Source organism: Kordiimonas lipolytica (assembly GCF_042651265.1).
GTDB lineage: Bacteria > Pseudomonadota > Alphaproteobacteria > Sphingomonadales > Kordiimonadaceae > Kordiimonas > Kordiimonas lipolytica.
Map to the genome: position 1 here is coordinate 159,286 of NZ_JBHSCR010000017.1, position 18,483 is coordinate 177,768.

The 18,483-nt window shown below is 58.2% G+C and carries 17 protein-coding genes; 5 read left to right on the forward strand and 12 right to left on the reverse strand.

Features of this window, described 5'->3' with window-relative positions; genetic code table 11:
* Positions 1 to 3 precede the first annotated feature (3 nt).
* Together ACFO5Q_RS16455 and ACFO5Q_RS16460 are read right to left on the reverse strand one after the other, a co-directional pair.
* Positions 4 to 1,020, reverse strand: a complete 1,017-nt coding sequence (locus ACFO5Q_RS16455; protein ID WP_068146709.1) for a LacI family DNA-binding transcriptional regulator — start codon at positions 1,018 to 1,020, stop codon at positions 4 to 6.
* A 64-nt stretch (positions 1,021 to 1,084) separates the two neighbouring features.
* A complete protein-coding gene (locus ACFO5Q_RS16460) occupies positions 1,085 to 2,644 on the reverse strand; it encodes a sodium/sugar symporter (RefSeq protein ID WP_197421007.1) in 1,560 nt (519 codons plus the stop codon).
* Between the two features lie 234 nt (positions 2,645 to 2,878).
* On the opposite strand from ACFO5Q_RS16460, the gene ACFO5Q_RS16465 reads away from it, so the two are divergent.
* The gene (locus ACFO5Q_RS16465; RefSeq protein ID WP_197421009.1) at positions 2,879 to 3,811 is read left to right on the forward strand and encodes an alpha/beta hydrolase; all 933 of its coding nucleotides are present in this window, start codon (positions 2,879 to 2,881) and stop codon (positions 3,809 to 3,811) included.
* Between the two features lie 64 nt (positions 3,812 to 3,875).
* Here the strand turns inward: ACFO5Q_RS16465 and ACFO5Q_RS16470 are convergent, their stop codons facing one another.
* A complete protein-coding gene (locus ACFO5Q_RS16470; protein WP_156431926.1) occupies positions 3,876 to 4,547 on the reverse strand; it encodes a pentapeptide repeat-containing protein in 672 nt (223 codons plus the stop codon).
* Positions 4,548 to 4,880: 333 nt separating this feature from the next.
* Here ACFO5Q_RS16470 and ACFO5Q_RS16475 point away from each other — a divergent pair, with 333 nt between their 5' ends.
* Both ACFO5Q_RS16475 and ACFO5Q_RS16480 read left to right on the forward strand, forming a co-directional pair.
* Positions 4,881 to 5,537 carry a GntR family transcriptional regulator gene (locus tag ACFO5Q_RS16475; RefSeq protein WP_068146527.1) on the forward strand — a complete coding sequence of 219 codons (657 nt, stop codon included), beginning with the start codon at positions 4,881 to 4,883 and terminating at the stop codon, positions 5,535 to 5,537.
* A gap of 18 nt (positions 5,538 to 5,555) precedes the next feature.
* Positions 5,556 to 7,337 (forward strand): aminopeptidase P family protein, encoded by a 1,782-nt coding sequence (locus ACFO5Q_RS16480; RefSeq protein WP_068146529.1) that lies wholly within the window; start codon positions 5,556 to 5,558, stop codon positions 7,335 to 7,337.
* On the opposite strand, the gene ACFO5Q_RS16485 is transcribed toward ACFO5Q_RS16480, so the two are convergent.
* The 6 genes from ACFO5Q_RS16485 to ACFO5Q_RS16510 form a co-directional block, all read right to left on the reverse strand.
* The gene (locus ACFO5Q_RS16485) at positions 7,334 to 7,591 is read right to left on the reverse strand and encodes a hypothetical protein (protein ID WP_068146530.1); all 258 of its coding nucleotides are present in this window, start codon (positions 7,589 to 7,591) and stop codon (positions 7,334 to 7,336) included. The genes ACFO5Q_RS16480 and ACFO5Q_RS16485 overlap by 4 nt on opposite strands.
* Positions 7,592 to 7,653: 62 nt before the next feature.
* Positions 7,654 to 9,060 carry a serine hydrolase domain-containing protein gene (locus tag ACFO5Q_RS16490; protein ID WP_068146533.1) on the reverse strand — a complete coding sequence of 469 codons (1,407 nt, stop codon included), beginning with the start codon at positions 9,058 to 9,060 and terminating at the stop codon, positions 7,654 to 7,656.
* A 91-nt stretch (positions 9,061 to 9,151) separates the two neighbouring features.
* The gene (locus tag ACFO5Q_RS16495) at positions 9,152 to 9,490 is read right to left on the reverse strand and encodes a hypothetical protein (RefSeq protein ID WP_068146536.1); all 339 of its coding nucleotides are present in this window, start codon (positions 9,488 to 9,490) and stop codon (positions 9,152 to 9,154) included.
* A gap of 270 nt (positions 9,491 to 9,760) precedes the next feature.
* On the reverse strand, positions 9,761 to 11,200 hold the full coding sequence (locus tag ACFO5Q_RS16500) for an aldehyde dehydrogenase family protein (RefSeq protein WP_068146539.1): 1,440 nt from the start codon (positions 11,198 to 11,200) through the stop codon (positions 9,761 to 9,763).
* 16 nt (positions 11,201 to 11,216) lie between these two features.
* Positions 11,217 to 12,212, reverse strand: coding sequence for a 4-hydroxyproline epimerase (locus ACFO5Q_RS16505; protein ID WP_068146541.1), 996 nt, complete (start codon positions 12,210 to 12,212; stop codon positions 11,217 to 11,219).
* A gap of 5 nt (positions 12,213 to 12,217) precedes the next feature.
* The gene (locus tag ACFO5Q_RS16510; protein WP_068146544.1) at positions 12,218 to 13,135 is read right to left on the reverse strand and encodes a dihydrodipicolinate synthase family protein; all 918 of its coding nucleotides are present in this window, start codon (positions 13,133 to 13,135) and stop codon (positions 12,218 to 12,220) included.
* Between the two features lie 168 nt (positions 13,136 to 13,303).
* On the opposite strand from ACFO5Q_RS16510, the gene ACFO5Q_RS16515 reads away from it, so the two are divergent.
* Positions 13,304 to 14,590 carry an NAD(P)/FAD-dependent oxidoreductase gene (locus ACFO5Q_RS16515; RefSeq protein WP_068146547.1) on the forward strand — a complete coding sequence of 429 codons (1,287 nt, stop codon included), beginning with the start codon at positions 13,304 to 13,306 and terminating at the stop codon, positions 14,588 to 14,590.
* Between the two features lie 3 nt (positions 14,591 to 14,593).
* Here ACFO5Q_RS16515 and ACFO5Q_RS16520 read toward each other — a convergent pair whose 3' ends face one another.
* From ACFO5Q_RS16520 to ACFO5Q_RS16530, 3 genes are read right to left on the reverse strand one after another with little or no spacing between them, the layout of a single operon-like run.
* Positions 14,594 to 15,661: a succinylglutamate desuccinylase/aspartoacylase family protein gene (locus tag ACFO5Q_RS16520; RefSeq protein ID WP_068146552.1), complete on the reverse strand. Its 1,068-nt coding sequence runs from the start codon at positions 15,659 to 15,661 to the stop codon at positions 14,594 to 14,596.
* A 4-nt stretch (positions 15,662 to 15,665) separates the two neighbouring features.
* On the reverse strand, positions 15,666 to 16,571 hold the full coding sequence (gene rimK / locus ACFO5Q_RS16525; protein ID WP_068146555.1) for a 30S ribosomal protein S6--L-glutamate ligase: 906 nt from the start codon (positions 16,569 to 16,571) through the stop codon (positions 15,666 to 15,668).
* 19 nt (positions 16,572 to 16,590) lie between these two features.
* Positions 16,591 to 17,043 carry an ATP-dependent zinc protease family protein gene (locus tag ACFO5Q_RS16530; RefSeq protein ID WP_068146558.1) on the reverse strand — a complete coding sequence of 151 codons (453 nt, stop codon included), beginning with the start codon at positions 17,041 to 17,043 and terminating at the stop codon, positions 16,591 to 16,593.
* A 440-nt stretch (positions 17,044 to 17,483) separates the two neighbouring features.
* Between ACFO5Q_RS16530 and ACFO5Q_RS16535 the strand changes: the two genes are divergently transcribed.
* Positions 17,484 to 18,479, forward strand: coding sequence for a 2OG-Fe(II) oxygenase (locus ACFO5Q_RS16535; RefSeq protein WP_331709188.1), 996 nt, complete (start codon positions 17,484 to 17,486; stop codon positions 18,477 to 18,479).
* Positions 18,480 to 18,483: the final 4 nt, after the last annotated feature.

Here is an 18,483-nt window from a genome sequence, read left to right on the forward strand (position 1 = left end):
GGCCTAGCGCGCGGTGGAGCCGCGGAGCTGCAGCTCAAAATCGATAACCGTTTCGCCCGCTTCCGCGAGCTTTTCGCGACCTTCGGGATTCATGGCATCCATCAGGGCTTCAGCGGCCTGACGGCCCATGGCGCGGATTGGCTGCCTGACCGTGGTCATGCCCGGCCACACCTGGCGCGACAGCGGGGTATCGTCAAAGCCCGCGACGGCCAGGTCACCCGGCACATTCAGCTTGCGGCTGTGAGCTTCATAGATGGCAGCGGCGGCCATATCGTCGTTCGAAGCAAAGATTGCCGTTGGCGGCACTGGCAGCGACAGCAAGTCAGACGCCGCCTTGCGGCCTGACGCGAAATCGAAATAGCCCTGGGCGAGATAGCCGTCCAGGATATCCAGGTCCGCTTCCTTCATGGCCTTGAGGAAGCCTTCCTCGCGGCACTTGCTGGAATAGTGGTCCGGGTGCCCCTTGATCAGCGCCACGCGGGTATGGCCCATCCCGATGAGGTGACGGGTCATCTGGAAGGCGGCCTCGACTTCATCGATCAGCACGGCGGGCGTGCCGAGCGTGCTTCTGGACGACAGGATCACCACCGGGATGTCCTGCGCCTTAAGGGCTTCAAGAAGCGGTTTGCTGTCTGTGAGCGGGGGCGTCAGCACCACGCCGTCCAGGAATGCCTGCCGAGCCCAGTGGATAACCTGATCCACCATGTCAGGGGCGTGATAGGAAACGGGATTGAGCGCCATGCCGTAATGGCTTTCGCGGCAGGCTTCGATCATACCCGCCTGCAGGTTCGCCAGATAGTTGGGGCTGGGGCTATCGTATACCAACCCGATCATATAAGAGCGGCGCGAGGCAAGCCCGCGCGCGCTTTGGTTCGGGCGGTAGTTCAGTTCCTTGATGGCCGCATCGACCTTGTCCTTGGTTGCCGCCCGTACGTTTGGCTCCCTGTTCACCACCCGTGAAACAGTTTTGATCGAAACGCCCGCCGCTTTCGCAACGTCATCAATGGTAACTGACCGCATCTTCAACATCCTAAGCTGTAGCTCCGGTCACGAGTGTTTGTCCAAACGTCATGCCGGCAGCTCCCTACCACCATGTTCCATAGAGCGCTGCAAGGATCAGCACAACAAGAAATGCCGCAAAGTTGAAGCCCTTGGTGGTGTGGAATTCCACGTCATGCAGCTCAACCGCGCCCTCCTGGTCATGGCCGTTACCCATAACAGAGAAGACCACAGCAAGGCCAACACACAAGAGGAACACAATGCCAACCCGGTCGATAAACGGCAGTTCAGGCCAGACCTGCATAAAGAGGAACGACAGCACGGCAGAGCCGATCGCGGCCGCCAGCGCGCCTGTTGCCGTTGTCTTTTTCCAAAAGATACCCATCAGGAAGATCACAACAATGCCTGGCGTGAAAAAGCCGGTGAATTCCTGGATATACTGGAAGGCCTGGTCGAAGTTGCCCAGAAGCGGCTTGGCCGTGATCATGGCCGTGATCATGGCCAGAAGCGCCACCACCCGGCCCACGATAACCGGGTCCTTGCGGTTCTCTTCCTTCACAAAACTTGGGTAGATATCCATGGTGAAGATGGTGGAGATGGAGTTGGTCATGGACCCCAGCGACGATACAATCGCCGCGATGAGTGCCGCGAACACAAGGCCCAGAAGGCCAGACGGCAGCAGCTTCATGGCAGATGGGTATGCCTGGTCAGGCGCGGCCAGATTTGGCTCCAGCACGAAAATGGCGATACCCGGCAGCACAACGATGATTGGCATCACCAGCTTCAGGAATGCCGCGAAAACGATACCCTTCTGGGCTTCCTGCAGGCTTTTGGCCGCCAGCGCGCGCTGGATGATATATTGGTTGAAGCCCCAGTAGGACACATTCATGATCCACATGCCGCCCACAAGCACCGAAATGCCGGGCAGCGCGTCATAGAATGGGTTGTCAGGCGTGAAGATCATGTCGAACTTCTCAGGCGCACGCTCGACCAGCATATCGAAGCCTGCAATCACGCCCGCGCCATCAGACACTTTGTTAAGCATGATGTAGGCAATCACAAGGCCACCGAACACCAGAAGCACCACCTGGATAATGTCAGTAAAGGCTACTGCCTTCAGCCCGCCATAAAGCGAATAACCCGCCGCGAAGATGCCAAGGGCCACAAGGCCGTAGACAAGATCAAAGCCCGTTACGGCTTCGATCGCAAGCGCACCCAGCCACAGGATGGACGTGAGGTTCACGAACACATAAACGCCCATCCAGAAGAAGGCCATCACCATACGCACCCGGTGGTCATAGCGCTGCTCCAGGAACTGCGGCATGGTGTAGATGCCGCGCTTCAGGAACACCGGCAGCAGGTATTTGCCCACAATAATAAGCGTGATCGCCGCCATCCATTCATAGGATGCGATCGCAAGTCCCATGGCATAGCCCGAACCGGACATGCCGATAATCTGCTCGGCCGAAATATTGGACGCGATCAGCGAGGCACCGATGGCCCACCAAGGCAGAGTCTTGCCCGCGAGGAAATAGTCAGATGCGTCTTTGTCGTGGCCAGCGCGTTCGCGCGAAACCCACTGGGCCAAAGAAAACAGCGTGACGGCATAGATGGCCACAACGGCAAAATCGAGTGTGCTAAACAAGTGTCCCTCCCCAGATACAGAACGATCGGGTCCATTCATTCAAATTTGAAAAGCCAGACGCCCTTCCCGACGTCATGGCATTCCCTTTCCCAGTTTGGACCATAGGCGCAATGTGACAGCGCTGTCAACAGACAAGACAGTGCCGAGGCAACCAATCAGGGCAAAAATTGACAGCGCTGTCGAATGGCGCTACCGCTTCTGAAGGGAAAAACAAAAAACAAGAAGGGAGAGAGCATGCGGGGGATCAAACCAGCCCTGATGGCTGCCACAGTATTCCTATCGGCCTGCGGCGGCCCGGCACCAACCGGCGAGGAACGCGGCGCCAAGGTTTCCACTGGAACGCTGGAAACATATGAAGATTTCAAAGCCACAGGGCTAACAAGCCGTGACCTGCAGGTGTGGCTGCCGGACGGGTACGCGGAAAATGCCGCAAACGGCCACAAATATGCTGTTCTTTATATGCATGACGGGCAGATGCTCTATGACGCGTCTGTCACATGGAACAGCCAAGAATGGGGCGTGGATGAAGTGGCTGGCAAGCTGATGGCAGAGGGTAAAGTGCGCAACTTTATCGTTGTGGGCGTTTTCAATGGCGGTGACACGCGCCACGCCGACTATCTGCCTGAAAAGCCCTATCATTTGCTGCCTGAAAATGTGCGCCAAGGCTATTACGGCACCCATGCCCCGGATCTGAAGGCCGACGAATATATCGCCTTCCTTGCCGATGAGCTAAAGCCCTTTATCGATAGCAAGTACGCCACCCTGACCGGGCCTGAGGACACCGCGGTAATGGGCTCGAGTATGGGTGGGCTCATTTCCATGTATGCGATTGGCGAACGGCCAGACGTGTTTGGCATGGCTGCCTGCATGTCCACCCACTGGCCGGGGTTCGACCCTGGCAAAACCCCGGAAATGCCGGACACTTTCATTGCTTACATGCGTGAAAACCTGCCCCCGCCGGAAGGCCACAGGATCTATTTCGATTACGGCGACCAGACGCTGGATGCCCACTATCCACCACTGCAGAAAAGGGTGGACGCCGTGATGACAGAGCTTGGGTATACCGCGAGCAATTGGCTGACGGTCTATGACCCAGGCGCCAACCACAGCGAAGACGCATGGAACAAGCGCCTGCCCGGCGTGTTTATGTTTCTGTTTGGGAAATAGGCTATCCGGCATCAAAAAAGCGGGCCTGAAAGCCCGCTTGCATACAACCGGCCTGACCTTCAGATCAGGCGTCTTCGTTTTTCTCGGTTTTGCTTGGGACGCGGTGTGGTTCGCCCAGAACCTGCCTGACGGCCTCACGCCCCACAGACTGTTCCAGCTCATGCACGCAGGTGACAGCGCTTCTATAGGGCTCTTCCACATGTGGCAGGTCTTCCGGCGTTACGGTAACGCGGATGCCTTCGCCGTGCACACGCCAGGCATTCGGCGTGCAGAAAATCTGCAGCGGCCGCTTGGGTGTGGACACGGAATAATAGGGCACGCTTGAGACAATCGGGATATGGCGCGAATACCGCGGGCTCACAAAGCTGCAGCTTTCAAAGTCACGCGGGCCAACCATGCCACCGATGATACAATCGGAAAAATTGCTGTCCTGGACGCAGGAGCCTTCAAAGTCCGTGCAGGTCATGTTGCAGGCAACAAATTCGGTGCCGTCGATATCGCAGGCGGTAAACACCGCACCGGCAAAATCGCATTTGAAGAAAATCGCCCCCTGCAGCATCAGAAGATGAAATTTTGTCTCAGAGAAATCGCAGTTCACAAAGATGGTATCGGACCAGCGCAGGACGCTTTTGACCTTAAGGGCACTTACGCTTTCCTGGGCAAACTGTTCACCCATCACAAGTTTGTGCGACGGGAACATATTTGTCAGCGTCTTTAGGTCCATATTGCCAGTCACTTCTGCGTCTCAAAAGAAGGGTAATTCATGATTCGTTGAAATCATAATGAGCCGGAATGATGAATCGGTAAACATTTGCATCAAATTTTAATTAATATTTTCCTCTGGCCCACTTCCTGGTCCAGCTCGCCCCCCAGACAAGGCGCCTAGATGGCTTTGGCAAGCCAATTGTGCAGTGCATGGATTGCTGCCAGCCCCCTGTCTGAAAAAGATATTTTTCTAAATTTCATACAAATGCGTGCGATTGCACATTGGATACAGTATAAACCGAAACATATACCGGCCCAGGATGCCTTCGGGGGCTGACAGCAGTAAATTTGGGAAGATATTTTTATGGCAAAGGTGCAGGCGGTAAAACGAAAATCGCTGGCGATACAGGTAGCGGATGCGCTGAGAGACTTGATCCTTTCTGGCGATTACGCACAAGGTGAACAACTCAGGCAAGATGACGTGGCCAAGAAACTAGGGGTCAGCCGTATTCCGGTGCGCGAAGCGTTCCAGCAGCTTGAGGCGGAAGGCCTGGTGGTGAACGTGCCCTACAAGGGAGCCATCGTCTCGCGCCTTTCGATTGAGGAAATTGACGAATATTTCGACATTCGCACATCGCTCGAGGGTGACCTTTTAGCCCGCGCCATTGATCATATGACGCCTGAAGTCATCGCCCGCGCCCGCAAGATCATTGATCGCATGGATAGCGCAAGCCCCACCAAATGGGGGGAAATAAACTGGCAGCTCCACGCCGAGATTTACGCAATTGCAGGCCGCCCGATCACGCTTGAGATGGTCAAGAAAATCCATGACAACCTGGACCGCTATGTGCGTACCCAACTGAGCTTGAGCGAAGAAAACCGCGAACGCGCCAACCAAGAACACCGCCACCTGGTGGACCTGTGCGAAAAAGGCCGCAAGGATGAAGCCATCGGTTTGCTGCATGACCATATCAACGGCGCGCGGCACGACCTGATCAAGCACATGCAAGAAAACGACTAGTTCAGAGGAAACACCACGATGCTTGCCACCAGCCCCCTTGCCGCCCTGCGCGCAGAAATGGAAAAAGAAGGCGTGGATGCCTTCCTTGTGCCGCTCGCAGATGTCCATCAGGGCGAATATATCGCTGAACGCGACAAGCGGCTGAAGTGGCTGACAGGTTTCACAGGCTCTGCCGGCATGGCGATTGTGCGCAGGCATGACGCCGCCATCTTCGTTGATGGCCGCTACACGGTTCAGGTGGCCCGGCAGGTAGACCTGGAGACTTTCTCCCACCAGCATCTGCATGACCACCCACCCGCCAAGTGGCTGGGTGAAAAGGCATCAAAGGGCGACCGCATCGCCTATGACCCTTGGCTTCACACGTCCGCCCAGGTTGACGCGATCGCGGGCAAGCTTGAAGGCACGGGTGCGGAGCTGGTGCCAGTTCAGGAAAACCTGATCGACCGGGCGTGGGATGACCAGCCAGCCGCCCCCCTTGGCCGTGTTATCGCCTACCCGGAAGACATGGCGGGCGAAAGCGCGAGCGACCGGCGCGCAAAGATCGCGAAGCTGCTGAAAGCCGCAGGTGCAGACGCGCTGGCGATCACCCTGCCGGACAATATCGCCTGGCTGATGAATGTGCGCGGCGCGGACGTGCCCTATAACCCCATGCCGCATAGCTTTGTTCTGCTTCGCGCAGACGGCCGCGCCGACTGGTTCATCGACGACCGCAAGTTCGGGCCAGACCGTGCAGACATCGACATGAAAGGCGTCACGGTGCGCAGCATGGACAGTCTCAGTGATGCCCTGAAGGCAGCGGGCAGCGCGCGAAAAACCGTGTGGATCGACCCGAACTGGAGCCCGGTTGCGGCAAACCAGATCGTGGAAGCCGCAGGCGGCAAAGTGCACAAGGCGGCAGACCCGGTGACCCTTGCGAAAGCACACAAGAACACGCACGAGCGCCAGGCCATGCGCGCCGCCAACAAGCGCGACAGCGTGGCCTGGGTGAAGTTCCTTTCGTGGCTTGACGCCAACGCCCACAAACGCGCCAAGGCCGGCAACCCGATCAGCGAGATCGAAGCTGCCGACAAGATCCTGGAGCATAGGAAGGAAGCCAACCAGTTTATGGAGCCATCGTTCGAGAGCATCTCGGCCGCCGACGGCAACGCCGCCCTGTGCCACTATGCGCCCGAGCCGGGCAAGGAAGGCAAGCTTGAAGCAAACACCATTTACCTGCTGGACTGCGGCGGCCAGTATCTGGACGGCACGACGGACACCACGCGCACCATCGCCATCGGGGATGTTTCAGACGAAGTGAAAGACCGCTATACCCGCGTGCTCAAGGGCCATATCGCCCTTGCCACCGCGCGTTTCCCCAAGGGTACAAAGGGCCACCAGCTGGACGCGCTGGCGCGCATGCCGCTGTGGCAAGTGGGGCTGGATTATGACCACGGCACCGGCCACGGCGTGGGCGTGGGGCTTTCGGTTCACGAGCACCCGCAGCGTATCGCCAAACAGGTGAATGATATTGAACTGGTAGCAGGCATGACGATTACCAACGAGCCCGGCTATTATGAAGCCGACCGCTTCGGTATCCGCATTGAAAACCTGTGCGAGATTGTGGAGGGCGAGGACGGCTTCCTGGAGCTGCACGACCTGACGCTCGCACCCATCGATACACGCCTGATTGACTTCAGCCTGCTGACGAAAGCAGAAGTTGACTGGCTAAACGCTTACCACGCCCGCGTGCGCACCGAGATGGCGCCGCAGGTGGACGGCGAGGTAAAGGACTGGCTGATGAAGGCAACCGAGGCGGTTTAGCCCGCTCGCCGCCGGACCCAGGCCAAAAACTCAAAAAGGGTGGCAGCCCCGAAGGCAATTGCCACCCCCAAAAATACCGCGAAATAATCCAGTGCGTCCGTGGCTAACAGATCCACCATCAAATATCCGGCCAGGGTCCCCAAAAGAGTGCCCAAGAAGGCACGAAAGATTGGATTCAGGTGCCGAAATGGCCCCGTCAGCCAAAGCATAGCCTGCGAACCCGCACAAGCCAAAATTAAAAGCAAAAGCCCCATCTATGCCCCAAACAAACTGACAGCCTCCAACTGCATCACAAATCCGAAATAAAGTGAATAACCTAATTCAACTTTTTGGTTGCCACAGCGCCCCATAGCTCAAGCGAGACCGCCCCATCATCGCCGCGAAGAAGCTTCATCGGCTGCCCGTCCTCGCGGAAGATGAAACTGCCGTCGCCCGTGGGGTAGGCCAGATAGCGGGAGCCGCGGCCTGTGGTGACCACATAACCGTCGCCTACTTGTTTGAGCGTGAAACCGAAGCCGTATTTCTCGATCCAATAGTTGCCCTCAATCACCGCCGCGTCGGCGTTTGTCAGGGCCGCCATATCGGCTGTCTTGGGCGCCATATCAGGCCAGCCAAAGTGGGCTGCAAGCGCCCGGCCCACTTCAAGCTGCAAATGCGTGCCGCCGTCACCGTTAGTCATCAACACAAAGCCCTGATCGCGGTCCGGATAGGCGAACATAAGCGCCTTGAAGCCCTTGTTCGATCCACCATGCGACAGGCGCAGGTTTTCGCCCTCCCCGTCTGAGGCGAAGCCAAGCCCCATGCCTTCCGTTTGCTGTTTGGCCATCTCAGTCGCCGCCTCTGACGTCAGGATACCCTTTTCCCCACGCACCGACGCCATCACATCAATCAGAAGGCGCGAAAGCTCGGTCGGTGTGGTCCACAGGCCCGCCGGTGCTTCTTCCGGATAAACATGCGTCGGTCGTTCACGCCCTAAATGGTCATGCGCCTTGGCCTGCAGCTGCTGCTTAGGCGCGGGAAGCAGCTGGGCGAAGCTGCTGCCGGTCATGCCTGCCGGGCTCAGCACTTCCGCCTGCATCAGTGCACTGAAGTTCTCGCCAGTCACATCTTCAAGCAGTTGCTGCAGCACCACATAACCGCCCCCTGAATAACGCCAGCTTTCGCCCGGCGTCTTGTCGATGAGTATTGCGCCAGAGTTGGCAGGTGCAACGCCGGACAATATCTGAACCATTGTCGGCACCGGCTCACCGGGGGCATAGCCGTCAAATCCATGCACCGTAAAGCCCGCCGTATGGGCCAGAATGCCGCGAATCGTCGCCGGTTTTTCCGCCGACTGGACACCGCCCGGTAAGGTCCAGGATGTGAGGTAGCGCGTGATATCCGTGTCGAGATCAAGCTTGCCCTGGTCAACAAGACGCATCACACCCACGGCCGTAACAGGCTTGGAAAGCGACGCGGACTGGAAAAGCGTATCTGTGGTCACGCTGTCACCATAGGCCCGGGCGAACACCACCTTCCCGCCATCGATCACCGCCAGAGAAAGTGCGGGCACATGGTACCAATCCATGCGGTCTATCAGGTCAAAACGCTGAGGCGTACCGCTTACATGGACCGCAGGGACCAGGCCATATTCCACTGCCTGTTCAAGTGTTTCCGCCTGGGCAGGAAGGATAGACAAAAAGAGCGCGCAGCCAATGGCTGCGAGGCGTGACAAACATGGCATAAGGCTTCCCCCATCATTCTTGGACGCGGGGACCCTAGCCATAGTGGGCCGCCATTACTACAGCCTGTGCGCACATGTCGCACAAAAATCTTTATGCTGCAGAAATCAGATCGTCATAGAAGCCGCGCCAGTCTTGGGGTTCCGGGTGAGCGCTCATGAATGCCTGACGTGTTTCGTCGTCGAGCTCTTTGAACCAGCTCGTGAACCGGTGCCAGTATTCGGCACCCGTGCCCATGACCCAGCCAATGCTGTTCCTGGGCGTATCGGGTTCCTGTTCCCATGGCGGGACTTGGCTGTCGGTTGATTTCGGCTGTTGGATGCTGGCCGAAATTTTGGCCATGACATCGTCAAGACGTTCTTCTTCTGGACTGGTGCCTACTGGCGCATTTGGCACCGTGCAAACGGATTTGATAAAATCGACATCGGTCATTTTCCACCCCCTGGTTTTGACCGTTTCCCCGAATCGATAAAATTTTATCTATCACATGTGACGCGGGAATGACAGCGGCAGACAAGGGACCGACAGCGCGAGACCGACAGGCGGTTGCATTTGTCCTGCGCGTCCAATGCGTTGGCTAAAAAGAAAAAACAGCTGCCAGCCCCAAGAATACTCAAAACATATGGGGCATGGCAGCTGAGTCAGCTCAGAGAGGCCCCGCTATGTGACCGGCAGGGCTGCTCTGGGGTTCTGAGTCGGTTATCAGGCCGACCGCGTGTAAGCGGTCTTGACCGTGGTATAAAACTCCTTGGCGTAAGCGCCCTGTTCGCGGCTGCCGTAGCTTGAGCCTTTCGTGCCGCCAAACGGCACGTGATAGTCCACGCCCGCGGTTGGCAGGTTCACCATCACCATCCCGGCTTCGGACCGGCGCTTGAAATCGGTCGCGTACTTGAGCGAGCTGGTGCAGATACCGGAGGACAAACCAAACTGGCTGTCATTCGCGACTTTGAGCGCCTCCTCATAATCCTTCACCTTCACCACGCTGGCGACCGGGCCAAAGACTTCCTCGCGGTTGATCGTCATCTCTGGCCTCGTGTCGGTGATCAGCGCCGGGGCCATATAGAAGCCCTCGGGTTTGTCCTTAATTCGGTCGCCGCCGCACACAAGCGTGCCGCCCTCGACCAACGCCTGCTCGACATATTTGAGGTTGCTCTCAAGCTGGCCCACGTCGACCACTGGCCCGATCTGGGTCGAGCTGTCGCGCGCGTCACCCACCTTCAGCGCCTTTGTTGCTGCGGCCAGGGCATCAACGAACGCGTCATGGATGCCTTCGGTCACGATAATCCGGCTGGAAGCGGTGCAGCGCTGGCCGGTGGAAAAGAAGGCGCCTTGAAGCGCGCAATCCACCGCGATATCAAGGTCTGCGTCATCCAGCACCACCAGGGGGTTCTTGCCGCCCATTTCCATCTGTACCTTGGCGCCGCGCGCCACCGCCCGGTTGCGGATGTCACACCCCGTCGGCACACTGCCGGTGAAGCTGATGGCTTGCACATCATCCGACATGACAATGGTCTCACCTACTTCGCGGCCGGAGCCATTTACCAAATTGAAGGTGCCTGCGGGCAAGCCAGCGCGGGAGATGATCTCCGCAAGCGCCCAGGCGGACCCCGGCACCAGCCCCGCGGGCTTGAACACCACCGTGTTGCCATACGCAAGCGCCGGCGCAATCTTCCAGGCCGGGATGGCGATGGGGAAGTTCCACGGCGTGATCATGCCGATGACACCCACGGGTTCGCGCGTCACTTCCACGCCGAACCCGGGCCGGGTGGACGGCAGCACGTCGCCCGTGATCCTGAGCGTCTCGCCCGCGAAATATTTAAAAATCTGCCCGGCCCGCGCCACTTCGCCAATGCCTTCAGCGAGCGTCTTGCCCTCTTCGCGGGACAGAAGCTCACCCAGCTCTTGTTTGCGTGCCAGCAGTTCGGTGGCGATGAAATCAAGCGCATCGAACCGCGCCTGGATGCCGCTCATGCCCCAACCGGGCGCCGCGTCCTTGGCGACCTTGATAGCCTCCAGCGCCTGGGCGCGGTCCGCCACCGCATAGTCGCCGATGATGTCGCTGGTGTTTGACGGGTTGACGTTCGGCGCATAGCTCGCGCCCGCCACCCATTCGCCACCGATGAAATTATCAAATTTTGTCATATGTCCCTCCCGATACTCAGACCAGCTGGAACCCTTCTGGGAAGGGGTCCTGCTCATCTACAAAAATTGTGTTCAGCCCCGTCACAAAGGCCCGGCCTTCTATAGACGGGATGATGCCCGGATTGCCACCCACATCTGTCAGCTTTTCAACCCGCCCGGTGAAACGGCTGTGGATGATGCTTTCGTGAATGAAAGTGTCGCCCGCCTTCAGCTTGCCGCGCGCCACCAGCTGAGCCATGCGGGCTGACGTTCCGGTGCCGCAGGGCGACCGGTCAATCGCCTTGTCGCCATAGAAAACGGCGTTCCTGCCGTCCGCTCCCGCACTCGGCGCGCCAGTCCACAGCACATGGCTGCAGCCCCTGACAGTCGTATCAATTGGATGCACAATATCGACAGCCTTATTCACCGCTTCGCGCACCAGCGGACTGAAGCGAATGATGTCTGCTGGCGACATGCCTTCAAGCCCCTTGAAACCCGGCTGCGGATCGACGATGGCATAGAAATTCCCGCCATAGGCCACATCCACCATGAGCGGCCCAAGCCCCTCAACCTCAATCGCCACATCCCTGTGCGCAAGGTAGGACCCGATATTGCGGAGACGCACGCTGGTGACCTTGCCCCCCGCGCGGGTGTAGCTGACACTCACACGTCCTGCTGGCACGTCCAATTCCAGCTGCCCTTCCCCCCGCGGCGTGATCAAACCATGCTCCAGTCCAATCGTTACAGTTCCGATAAGACCGTGACCACACATGGGCAAAGCGCCTGATGTCTCAATGAACAGGATGGCTGCGTCGGCATCGTCCGAGCAGGGCGGATAAATGATCGCGCCGGACATCATATCGTGCCCGCGCGGTTCAAACATCAGCGCCTTCCTGATCCAGTCATGGTTCCTCAGGAAATCCTGGCGCTTTTCGCTCATGGTCCGGCCCTTAAGCACAGGGACCGCGCCATGCACCACACGGACGGGATTACCGCCCGTGTGGCCGTCGATGCACAGAAACGTGCGCCGCATGGGTATTACGCCGCGGCCTGCAGGTCGGCGGGTAAAGCCGGGCGTGTCTCAAGCGCCCGCCGGGTCACGGCTTCAACATAGGCACGCTCGTCGCCTGTCAGCTTCAGGCGCGGCGCCCGCACCATCTCACTGCCGCGGCCCATGATCTCCTCCACCAGCTTGATGCACTGCACCAGCGTCGGGATGGTATCCAGGTCCAGAAGCGGCATGAACCAGCGGTAAATCTCAAGCGCCTCTTCGGTGCGGCCCGCTTTCATCAGCTTGTAGATAGCAACCGATTCCGCCGGGAATGCGTTCGTCAATCCTGACACCCAGCCCTGTGCGCCGAGCGCCAGCGCCTCAAGCGCGATATCGTCCACACCGCCAAAAATGGCGAAGCGGTCCCCGAAGGCATTCTGCAGGTCGATAATGCGGCGGGTGTCCTCGGAGCTTTCCTTGATCGCCACCAGATTATCGATCTTGGCTAGATGCTTCATCGCCTCCACACTGATGTCGATCTTGTAGGACACTGGGTTGTTATAGATCATGATCGGCAACTCGGTCGCCGCCGCAACTGTCTGGTAATGAGTGATCACCTCCCGCGGCTGCGCCTGATAAACCATGGCCGGGAGCAACATAAGGCCATCAATGCCGATACGCTCCACATCCCGGGCATAACCCGCCGCCAGCTTCGATGTATATTCCGCTGTACCGGACAATAGCGGCACGCGGCCATCCACAACTTCTTTCGCCGCTGCGATTACCTGGCGCTTTTCATCTGCAGAAAGCGATACATTCTCACCCACGGTACCAAGCGCGATAATGCCGTGAACGCCGTCCTTGATAAGGCCATCGATCACGCGCTGCGTGCTTTCGATATCCAGGCTTTCGTCATCTTTGAACTGAGTGGTTGTTGCAGGGAATACTCCAGACCAATCAATCATCTTCTTGTCTCCAGACTAGGGAACGCCTGCATTTCGGCGTTCTATAGGGTTTTGTTGACGGCCGGTTTTTATGCGGCCTGTTTCAGATTTGAATTGTGTATATTGTATACAATATGCTATTTCAAGCCTGTTTCTTATGCCCTGGTATGTTTTTTCGAAAGGCCTCCGATGGACAATCCCGCCCCCCTTAGCCAAAAGGTACTCACCCACACGTATGGGCTTGATTGCGAAATTGCCGTCATCGGTGCCGGGATCATTGGCGTATGCATAGCCATTGAGCTGCAGGCGGCAGGCCATGATGTCTGGCTTATTGACCGCAAAGGCGTGGCCGAGGAATGCTCCTATGGGAACGCGGGCCATATTGCGGTCGAACATATCTTTCCGCTGTCTTCCCCCGCCACGCTCATGCAAGTGCCGAAAATGCTACTTCAGCCCAACGGGCCGCTTTCTATTCGAGCTGCCTACCTGCCACAGCTGATGCCGTGGCTGATGCGCTTCCTTTGGGCGGGGCGACCTGTGCAGGTGCGGCGGGGCACAGAGGCCATCGCGGCCTTGAACGCCCGCGCACTGCCGGCATACAGAAGCCTGGACGCACGCTTTGATCTGGGTGGCCTGCTGGTTGAGGACGGCACGCTTGTGGTATTTGAAAGTGAAAAAAACCTCTCAGCCGCCTCACGCGAACAACGCCTACTGACGGATTTCGGCGTGGAAACGGCGCTGATGGACGCCACAGAGCTCAAGGCCTTTGACCCGTCACTAAGCCCTGCGCTGAAGGGCGCCGTATGCTTCCCCGCCTCTGCGCACGTTACCGATCCGGCGGCGCTGGTGCGCATGCTGGCGAGCCGCTTCACCCAAAGGGGCGGGCATATTGAAAGGCAGGCCGTTACCGGCATGGACCACAGCCCCACCCATTTGGGGCTGACCACAAGCAGGGACCGGGTGCGCGCGCAGAAAGTGGTGATTGCGGCAGGCGCCTGGTCCCACCAGCTGGCGCGCATGCTGGGGTACAAGGTCCCCCTGGAGACCGAACGCGGCTATCACCTGATGCTGGACGAGCCCACTGTGATGCCGCGGGTGCCCACCACCTATCACGAGCGCCGCTTTGTCGCGACCCCGATGGACGCGCGGCTTCGCCTTGCCGGACGGGTGGAGCTTGGCGGGCTCCAGCTGCCGCCCAATATTAGGCAGGCTCATGCGCTGATGCCGCAGGGACAAGACTTGCTGCCGGACCTTCAGGCCCAAGGCGCCACGCCCTGGATGGGCTTTCGCCCCACGTTGCCGGACAGTCTTCCGGTAATCGGGCCTGCGCCTAGGCATAAAGGCGTCTATTTCGCCTTCGGCCATAACCATATGGGGCTGACCCACGGGGCGATTACAGGGGAGTTGATGCGGGACTTGATTGGCGGAAAGGTACCAGGAATTGACCTGACGCCCTACCGGATAGACCGGTTCTAGAGGCTATTCTTCCGCCACAACAGGGTCGACATAATCGCCTTCGCCCAGGCCTTCGAGCGAACTTGCGAAGCGTTCCACGGTCTTGCCCGCCTTTTCAGCATTGTCGAATTCGGCTACATGGAAAAGCGCGTCGCCTTCATTGACAATCGGTAGGTTGGTGCGCCCGATGACAACACCTTCTTTGGTGGCCTTGATTTCGCTTTCCTCATCCCCCAGCCAGTCACTCAGGTGCGCCAGCCGGTCGCCTTTTTCAACATGACTGCCGAGCGCGATCGGGTTCCTGATCAGGCCCGAACGTTTCGCCCGCACCCAGTGGGAGGTCTCTGCCTCCACCGTCACATGCGGGCGGCGCTTGATCGCACGCTTGATCATGCCCACAGCCCCCAGAACGTTCAGAATGCCGCGCACACCGGCAGAGACTGCCAGCTTTTCAAACCGCAGCGCTTCGCCTGCCTCATAGAGAAGCACAGGCACGCCTTGCTCCACCGCGTGGCCGCGCAACGACCCGTCCCGAAGCGTGGCATTCACGATCACGGCCGTGTTGAACGCGCGCGCCAAACGGGCGGTTTCCGCGTCCTCCATGTTGGCGCGGATATGCGGATAGTTGGTGCGGTGATTGGCGCCGGTATGCAGGTCGATGCCATAGTCGGCGCGCTCAAGAATTTCTGTGTTGAACACATGGGCCACGCGGGCCGCAAGCGAGCCGTGCTCAGAGCCGGGGAACGACCGGTTCAAATCGCGCCGGTCAGGCATATAGCGGGTATGGTTGAGGAACCCGTATACATTGACCACCGGCACACAAATGAGCGTGCCGCGCAGGCGATTGAGCGCCTTCTGTTTCAGAAGCTGGCGAACGATCTCGATCCCGCCGATCTCGTCGCCGTGGATGGCCGCCGAGATGAACATGGTGGGGCCATCTTTCCTGCCATGCACGATGTGAACCGGCATGGAAAGCGGTGTGTAACGGCTTTGGCCCGGCAGCTCCAGCGCCAATGACGCCCGACTGCCCGGCTGAACCTTATGCTTCCCGAACGTAAAAGGCGCACGGCGCGCGGCGCGCTCGCCGCTCATGGGCTTAGCCCTTCCCTTTGGTTTGGGTACGGTTCGGGCCTGCCTTCTTCTCGATGCACTCGATGATCTTGCCCGCAACATCAATGCCCGTGGCTTTCTCAATGCCCTCAAGCCCCGGCGAGCTGTTCACTTCCATGATCACCGGCCCGTGGTTGGACCGCAGCATGTCCACGCCCGCGACATTCAGGCCCATGATTTTGGCCGCGCGCACAGCGGTGGACCGCTCTTCCGGCGTGATCTTAATGGTGCGCGAGCTGCCGCCCCGGTGGAGGTTAGACCGGAACTCACCCTCTGCGCCCTTGCGCATCATTGACGCCACAACCTTGCCGTCGATCACCAGGCAGCGAATATCAGACGCGCCTGCTTCCTTGATATATTCCTGCACCAGAATGTGCGCCTTCAGCTTGCCGAACGCCTGGATCATGGACCGCGCCGCATCACGCGTATCTGCCAGCACAACACCCACGCCCTGCGTGCCTTCAAGAAGCTTAATCACCACAGGTGTGCCGCCAACCATATCGATCAGGTCATCCGCTTCGCTGGTGCCGTTTGCAAATGCTGTTACCGGCAGGCCAACGCCGCGACGCGACAGCAGCTGAAAACTCCTGAGCTTGTCGCGCGAACGGGTAATCGCCACTGATTCGTTGAGCGGATAAACACCCGCCATTTCAAACTGGCGAAGAACTGCAGTCCCGAAGAAGGTAACCGATGCGCCAATCCGCGGGATCACGGCATCATAGCCCTTAAGAATATCGCCTTTATAGCGCATCTCAGGCCGGTGCGAGGCGATATTGATATAGACCTTCATTGTGTCGATGGGGTCCATCTCATGTCCGCGTTCCTTTGCTGCCTCCATCAGGCGCTGGTGCGAATAAAGATCAGGGTTACGGGTCAGAAGTGCGATACGCATGATTTCTTCTTCCTTGGCATTAGCAATTAAAGTTCGGGTCGTCCGGCTCTCCGAGCCCATAGGACAGACCGCTGTCTACTAGACAAAATCCCTTGAGCGCCTGGCGCCCGATCAGCATCCTGAAACCCATGTCGTCCCGGTTGGTGAGCGTCAGCTCAACCTTGCGGGAGATCGGTCCCAGTTTCAAAAGCGTCTTCACAACATAGCGAATCTCTTCATGCCCGCTTGAGCTTCTAACCGCCCGCTCATCAACAATCGGCGCTTCACAGCGGATTTCAGGCCGTTTGTGTTTCTGCACGGGGTGCAGGCGAAATTCCGCCCAAGGGGCGCCATCCTTCATGAATTTCTTCACGCGGTAGGCATGGATGGCGCTTGTCTTGGCACCTGTATCGATCTTGGCCTTGATACGGTCCACGCCCAGATCCGGAAGGGTCGCCCATTCGCGCCAACCGATGATCAGTTTGCTTCGCATTCCCGTGCCTCCACGCATGCCCCGAGGGTGGGACATCCGCCCCGCTCAATCAATGGGAAATTCAAAAATTCAATTTTTGGAAAACTCGAAACAGATGGGACCGTTTGGTCTGGTCACCTTTTCACGCCCCCATTATCCGAAACAGATAGGGTTTGGAAAGGGAAAATTACCAAGTGAGGGGGAAAAGGCGACGACGAGTACGGATCTCTATTCCCTGAGGCCTTTTTCTGGCGTATGAAATTCTTTGGTGCCTGTGGGTCGCACAGCACCTTTTGGGGCTGCCTAGCGGCAGGAAATAGCGCTGAGAGGCGCTTTTTTGAGAGTTACACACTATGCAGAATGGGTCCTTCATCGAATGGGGCAGACCTGTACCTTGGTTTCACGCACCGACAGCCACAAACTCAAGGTTCAATTTTTCCAGCTTGGGCGGGCGCTTTGTAATGCTGGCTTTCATTGGCGACAGCAGCGACCCGAAGGGGCGTGCTTTCTCCAATGCCCTGACAGAAGCAAACTTGCCGAAGAATGAAAATGAACTGGTCCTGTTTGCCGTCAGCCGCGAGGAACAAGACCTGCATAGCGACAGCCTGAAGCCCCTGTTCAAACGGGGCCGCGTTTTCCATGACCCGGACATGGAAATTGCAAAATCATACGGCACGACGCAGGAAACGGAAGAAGGCCTGGCGTTCACAGGCGCCTGGTATCTTCTTGACCCAACACTGCGCGTCTATGGCAGGGGCGCGCTGGAAGAAGTCGACAGGCTTATCGGCATGATCAGGTCCCTGCCCCGGGCCAATGACCATGCGGCGACAAACCAGGAACCCTGGGCACCGGTTTTGCTGGTACCCCGCGTGCTGACACCCAAGTTTTGCAGACACCTGATTGACCTTTACCGACAAGGCAACCCGAACCAGTCAGGTTTCATGCGCGAGATAGAAGGACGCACCGTGCCGGTGATGGATTCGAGCTTCAAGCGCCGCAGTGACGCGCACATCACGGACGCAAAAACACGCAACACAATCAATCGCGCCATCGCGCTAAGGCTGAAACCGGAAATCCAGAAAGCCTTTCAGTTCAACGCCACTCGGATCGAACGTTACATTGTCTCGCGCTACGCTGAGGAAGACAAAGGCTTCTTCAAGCGCCACCGCGACAATACCACAAGCGGCACAGCGCACCGACGCTTTGCCGTCAGCATCAATTTGAACGCGGAAGACTATGAAGGCGGCGAACTGATGTTCCCTGAATTCGGCACCCGCACCTATAAGCCGCCAACCGGGGGGGCTGTGGTCTTTTCCTGTTCGCTCCTTCATGAGGCGACACCGGTCACAAAGGGGGAGCGCTTCGCCACATTGCCATTCCTTTATGACGACGCGGCAGCGGAAATCCGCGATCAGAACCGCGACAAGATCGAGAGTGAAACATTGGTTGTGGGTTAGGATG